Here is a 4637-nt window from a genome sequence, read left to right on the forward strand (position 1 = left end):
AGGAACATGTCGGTTATCCTCATGAGAACTTCGTCAACAATCCCTCCAAAGTAGCCTGCCGTGACACCCACTATGATACCGATCGATCCGCTGATCACCGAAACCAGGAATATGATCCACAGAGCGATTCTCGATCCGATAATTACCCTGCTGAAGATGTCCCTACCGAACTGATCTGTTCCGAAGAGATGCTGCCAGCTGGGAGCCTGGAGCTTGTTCTGTAGATTTTGCTGGACCGGATCGAATGGCGCGATCAGAGGCGCGAAGGCGGCCATGAGCAGGAATATCAGGATTATCGCCGATCCGATCATCGTGAGGCGGCTCTTTCTCCAGAGAAAGACTGTATGCTTTAAATCATCCATGAATGGTTTAGATACTTTTACTGTCTTTTCCATCTAGATCACATCCTCATCCTTGGATCGAGAAGAGCGTAGAGAATATCTACAATGAGATTCGCAATCGAGTAAATAAATGCTATATACAAAGTACCACCCATTATTGCAGGATAGTCAAGGAAGAGCATTCCGGTGGTAATGTATCTTCCGAGACCTGGCCAAGAAAAGACCGTTTCTGTAAGAACGGCTCCCTCCAACAAGCCTCCAAAGACGAGCCCGATTATCGTAACGGTTGGTATCAGAGAATTCCTCAGCGCGTGGCGGTAAATTACGATGTTCTTTCTCAAACCCTTTGATTTTGCAGTTCTTATGTAGTCCTGTCGCAGTACGTCGAGCATACTGGCTCTCGTAATCCTTGCGATGGATGCCGTAGCGTTATAGCCCAGAACAAAAGCAGGAAGAAGAATGTGCATCAAGGCTTCCTTGAAAGTGCCCCACTGACCGGCGATAATCGAGTCTATCAGGTACATTCCCGTAACTCTCGGAGGCGGGTTGGTGAAAAAGCCTAGCCTTCCGCTTCCGGGAAGCCATCCCAGCTTGAAGTAGAAGACAAGCAGCAGTAGAAGTCCTATCCAGAATACCGGCATAGAGACACCCAGTATCGAAAAGACTCTCGAAAACTGGTCTATAGCTTTGTTACGGTGAACGGCCGACAATATTCCAAGAGTAATACCTAAAAAGATAGAGATGATTATCGCAACTAAGGCAAGCTCCATCGTGGCAGGGAAGTAGTTCATTATATCTTTCATGACGGGATTCGAGGTCTTCAAAGAAACGCCGAAATCACCTCTAACCGCGCCGGTAATGAAGTTGACGAATCTAATTGCAAGTGGTTGGTCATATCCAAGCTTCGCCTTCAATCTATCAACAGCCTCAGGCGGTGCGTTTCCCCCGAGAATAGCCCCAACTGGGTCGGCGGGTATTACATTTGCTATAAAGAAGACAATGCAGGCGACACCGAAAAGCACTATGACCATCAAGAATAGTCTTCTGAGTAAGAATTGTCCGAAGTTCATAGAATTACCCCCGCATCAATATCTGATTTTTCAGAAAGAATACGCCCCGTTCAAGAGAACGGGGCGGGGGACACATTACTTAGAAACCTTTGTGAAGTCGAACAGCATTCCGTAACCGAAAGCCGCTTCTTCGAAGTTCTTGACTTCTTTGCGAATTCCCCAGAACTCTACAGTCTGGTATAGCATCGCAAAAGGTCCATTGTGGAACCAGTATTCTGTAAGATCCTTGTAAATTTGTTCACGCTTGTCTGGATTGGGCTCTATCTGACCCCATTCACAAAGTGTCGCTGCATAATCGTCGAACCATGCATTTCTCCACGCTAGCTGATTTGCCCTGTAGCTTGCATGAGCCATTGCAAGGTTGTCCGGATCGGGATAGTCATTACCCCAGCCGGCAATGATCATCTGATGACCCTGTGCACGATACTTGGCGTACATCTGAGAAGACTGCATTATTACTATATTGGCCTTTATTCCTGAAAGCGCCAGGTCTGCCTGGATCTTCTCGGCCTCTGCCTTTCTCGTGTCAGTATTGCTGGTTAGAAGCTCAACTTCGAATCCATTAGGGTATCCTGCTTCGGCGAGAAGAGCCTTAGCTTTTTCGATATCCTGGTAGAATGGGTTTTCTTCCACATAGCCGAAGTAGCCCTTGTTTATGAAACCCTGTACTAGGAGAGCGTTATTGAGCATAATGTCTTCGACGATCTCTTCGTAATTGATCGAGAACCTTACGGCTTCTCTTACCTTGGGGTTCGCAAGGGGTCCCCAGGTAGCATTCATCGCGAGATACTCGTTTGAATGTCCCGGAACCTTGACTTCAACTATGTCGGGATTTCTCTTGGCCTCTTCAAGCAGCTGTGGCGTAAGATCCCAGGCAACATCGATGTCTCCTTTTTCAAGAAGAAGTCTCTGGTTAGATGCTTCGGGGATGTCTCTAATCATGATTCTCTTCAGAGGGGGCTGTTCGCCGTAGTAATTCGGATTGGCTTCAAGAAGGATAACGTTGTTTCTCTCCCACTGAACGAGAACGTATGGACCGGCGCCTGCGGAGTGATCTGTAAGCCATGCGCCACCAAGGTCTCCATCTACTTCGTGTTCAAGGACTACGTCTTTGTTGACGATACCTGTGAACATGTTGGATAGAATCCCGAGTGTGATGTTTTCTGCATAGGGGGCGTTCAAGGTTATGGACACAGTGTAATCGTCGATCTGCTTTATCTTCTCATCGACGTTGTCCTTGTTTATCCCGAAAATATCGACCAAGAACCACGCAGAAACAGACTCGAGAACAACTGGTCTCTTCAGAGAGAAGAGAACATCCTCGGCTGTTAGGGCATCACCGTTGGAGAATTTGACTCCCTTCCTGATATTAAAGGTGTAGGTAAGTCCATCATCGGAAATCTCCCAGCTCTCGGCAATGTCTGGGACTGGAACGATGACGCCGTCAATTGCCTCTAGCTTGACTAACTGAGCATAGATGGCAGCGACGATTTTGTTCGGAAAGACCTCATAGGCAACGGCCGGATCCATGGTAATAAAAATACCGGTGTTTGCGCCTATTACAAGAGTGTCTTTTGGAGTCGCAGCAAATCCCATGGCTGCAACAAGAAGTACCATTAGTGAAATCAGTATGAAGCTTCGCTTCATTCTTGCACCTCCTTTTCCCACGTACAGGGTGATGACAAAATTAGAACAAAATAGGATACTGTCTATCTTTCTCCTGTCTGAATCCGACAGGATCGACATTCTTAAGCAATAAATGAGAATCCAAATCGTGATACGTGAATGCGCCGGTTCCAGCGGCGAAATGGACGCTCTGGGAGACTCCAATTCCAGACTCGCTCATGCACCCAATCATAAGACCTATACCCGCGCTGTTACACATCTCTACAATCGCAAGAGCGTCTGAGAGTCCCGACTTCATGAGTTTGATATTGACGTAATCGACTGCGCCTTCCTTTATGAGTCTCATAACGTCATACTTTGTCTTTGCGCTTTCATCTGCGCCAACAGGATACATAGAGCCCTGCCTAATTATTCTCAGTCCTTCGAAATCTTCGGCAGGCACTGGTTGTTCGAATATCCCCACGGGCACGTCGCTTCTGTACATGGCATCTATGAATCTCAAAGCTTCTTTGGGTGTATAGCCTGTGTTTGCATCTATCACATACCTGACACCCTTGATCACATCGTTGACTGCCAGTACCCTGGCAATGTCGCTCTTAACATCTTCGCCGACCTTCATCTTGATAACTTTATGCCCCGCTTCGAAGATCTCCTTAGCGTCATGGACCGTCTCTTCCAGACTGCTTATGCTGACCGTCTTGTCGGTCTCGACGTAATCCTTCATCCCCCCAAGAATCTGATAGACAGGTGTAGAGATCAATCTGGAAAAGGCGTGAAGAGTGGCGAACTGAATGGCGGCTTTCAAACTTGGCGCCGTTCTAGAATATGAGTCGAGCTTTGCGAAAATCCTTCTGTAGTCTCGGACGTCGAGATCCTTTATCATCTCGAGAATTTCTTTCTGGAGCTGAAAAATGGCGGCTCCGCTCTCTCCATTAACTCTGAAAGACGAAGAAGATTCGCCCAGACCGATCGTTCCGTCCGACAGAACTAATTCAACTTCAATATTAACTTTGGAGCTGGAAACGTTGTTTGCGATGTGAAAAGGTTTTACAAAGTCCCATTTCTTTTCGGTGAAGCGTAAGTCCTTGATCTTCATCCTTTCCTCCCCAAATATGAAAGTACTATCCACTACCAAAAAGTATAGAAAACATCTATACAATAATACCTTAAATCACTACTTCATCAAAATGGATTAATAGACTCGACTTTCTGATAATTAGTTATATCATACTTCGGGTAACGTCTGCAAAAAATCAAATTAAGGCTTGTGTGATTTAGTCAATAATTCTGCACCATACGCTTCCATCTATGTCGTGATATTTGACGGCTAACCTGACATGGTTAGTTCAAAAAACGAGAAAGAGCGTTGTCGTGGCAAAACAATCGCATAGACAAGACGCATTGCCGCCTTCGGCAGGAAGTGAGGTTCGCTGGCGCGAGGAGGTGATGCTGGAGTAAAACATCAGACGCAGGGCTGGGCAAGAACGGCCCAGGTCGCAATGCCCGCTTCGCGGGGAAGCTTTTGATGGTTCAACGTTGTCTTTAGCAGCGATCAGCGGGTTCTCCGCTTTTAAGCGTGCAGCGGCCTTTTCGGTGAACG

Annotated in this window: 5 protein-coding genes; all 5 read right to left on the reverse strand. The window is 46.8% G+C overall.

Annotated features, from left to right (window positions below):
* On the reverse strand, positions 1 to 395 hold a 395-nt coding region (locus B3K91_RS02750; RefSeq protein WP_414674580.1), incomplete at its 3' end, for an ABC transporter permease.
* A gap of 5 nt (positions 396 to 400) precedes the next feature.
* A complete protein-coding gene (locus B3K91_RS02755) occupies positions 401 to 1411 on the reverse strand; it encodes an ABC transporter permease (protein ID WP_292590792.1) in 1011 nt (336 codons plus the stop codon).
* 75 nt (positions 1412 to 1486) lie between these two features.
* Entirely contained in the window at positions 1487 to 3058 is a 1572-nt protein-coding gene (locus B3K91_RS02760) for an ABC transporter substrate-binding protein (protein ID WP_292590791.1), read from the reverse strand.
* 40 nt (positions 3059 to 3098) lie between these two features.
* The gene (locus B3K91_RS02765) at positions 3099 to 4133 is read right to left on the reverse strand and encodes an L-Ala-D/L-Glu epimerase (RefSeq protein WP_292590790.1); all 1035 of its coding nucleotides are present in this window, start codon (positions 4131 to 4133) and stop codon (positions 3099 to 3101) included.
* 250 nt (positions 4134 to 4383) lie between these two features.
* Positions 4384 to 4637 (reverse strand): hypothetical protein (locus tag B3K91_RS02770; RefSeq protein WP_292593964.1); only part of this gene is annotated, 254 nt, incomplete at its 5' end.

Origin of the sequence: Mesotoga sp. UBA5847 (assembly GCF_002432735.1) — a bacterium.
Taxonomy (GTDB): Bacteria; Thermotogota; Thermotogae; order Petrotogales; family Kosmotogaceae; genus Mesotoga.

Bases quoted from the DNA above. Each gene is read 5' to 3' on its own strand.
- B3K91_RS02755 (WP_292590792.1), bottom strand. From the start codon at position 1,411: ATGAACTTCGGACAATTCTTACTCAGAAGACTATTCTTGATGGTCATA.
- B3K91_RS02760 (WP_292590791.1), bottom strand. From the start codon at position 3,058: ATGAAGCGAAGCTTCATACTGATTTCACTAATGGTACTTCTTGTTGCA.
- B3K91_RS02765 (WP_292590790.1), bottom strand. From the start codon at position 4,133: ATGAAGATCAAGGACTTACGCTTCACCGAAAAGAAATGGGACTTTGTA.